1 protein-coding gene is annotated in these 1,617 nt (G+C 35.1%); it reads left to right on the forward strand.

Features of this window, described 5'->3' with window-relative positions; translation table 11 throughout:
* Positions 1 to 295: 295 nt before the first annotated feature.
* Complete coding sequence (locus VB740_RS18100; protein WP_323201340.1) at positions 296 to 1,450, forward strand: histidine decarboxylase; 1,155 nt, start codon at positions 296 to 298, stop codon at positions 1,448 to 1,450.
* The last annotated feature ends 167 nt before the right edge of the window (positions 1,451 to 1,617 follow it).

Here is a 1,617-nt window from a genome sequence, read left to right on the forward strand (position 1 = left end):
AATCGCCGTCTTTACAATAATCAGTCCTTTGTAGAGACGGCGATTTATCGCGTCTCTTCTCTTAAGCGAACCGTATTGGGTTATTTCTTACAGTGCGTAATTTCTAAGTGTAATATACTTTTGAGCAAAGAATTTGAGTGTTTGCACTGAACATGTCTAAGTATTATCACTAGATTAACTTGAAGCATAGAGCTAGATTAGTGCATTATTAAGAAAACCTAAAGGTATGGATTAATACGTATAATCTAGATTAAAACATCCATTAACTAAATCAAAATTTAAGAGATACTGAGATATGTCAGATACACTTGCTAAAGACTTGGCAGACTTTTTGCTGCAAATAGAACAGCGATCGCAGTTTCATGCAGGCTATCCGTATAATTTAAGTTGTGATTACAGTGCGATCGCAAAGTTTTTCAACCATCTATTAAATAATGCTGGAGATCCATATATTGAGCCAGATTTTGGTCTTCATTCTCGGAAGTTCGAGCAAGAAGTATTATCTTTTTTTGCCAACCTCTATAAGATTCCAGAAGAGCAGTTTTGGGGTTATGTTACTGCTGGCGGAACAGAAGGTAATTTATATGGAATATTCTTAGGAAGGGAAATCTACCCAAATGGGATTCTTTACTCATCACAAGACTCTCATTATTCAATTCCCAAAGCCGCGAAATTATTCCGCATCCAACATAATGTTGTCAATTCGCAAATTAACGGAGAAATGAATTATGACCATTTTGAACGACTACTTAGTGAAAATCGAAGCTATCCAGCCATCATAAATTTAAATCTTGGGACTACTGTCAAAGGTGCGATTGATAACTTAGACAAAGTTCTAGAAATTTTAGAGCGTAACCAAATTAAAGATTACTACATTCATTGTGATGCAGCACTTTCAGGATTAATATTACCTTTTTTAGATGGCGCTCCACAAGTAAACTTTCAAAAACCCATAGATAGTATAGCTATTTCTGCTAAATTCATTGGTTCTCCATTACCTTGTGGTGTAGTTTTAACTAAAAAGAAATGGGTAGAACAAGTTGAAACAGAAATTGAATATATTGGTTCAAAAGATACAACTATTTTAGGATCTAGAAACGGTCACACTCCCCTAATTCTCTGGTATGCAGTGCAAACAAGAGGGTATGATGGATTAGCTAGAGAAGCAAATACATGTATTCATAATGCCCAATACCTTTTCCAACAACTTCAAATAAGAGAATATCCATGCATGTTAAATAAATTTTCCAATACAGTAGTGTTTCAAAAACCTTCTCAAAGGATAATTAAAAAGTGGCAGTTAGCAGTTTTTGAAAATTGGGCACACATTATAGTTATGCAGAATATCAATCGAAAGAAAATCGATATTTTTATTAATGAGCTTTTACAAGAAGAAGGATTACTTGATAACGCAGAGGATTTCCAGCTACAGCCAGTACTACACTACTAATGTAGATCATCAAGCCATCAAGCGATCTTATCTAAAGAAAATTTGATTCCAAGATTTTATCAAAAAAGCTTCATGTTCAAAACCTTGCCCGCAAGTGGCGCGTTCGCACGAGAAAAAATCCTTGTATTCTCTTGGTAGGTAAAAACCCCACCCCGGAGTGTCTGTCT

It is taken from the genome of Nostoc sp. UHCC 0251, from assembly GCF_034932245.1.
Classification (GTDB): Bacteria; Cyanobacteriota; Cyanobacteriia; order Cyanobacteriales; family Nostocaceae; genus Nostoc.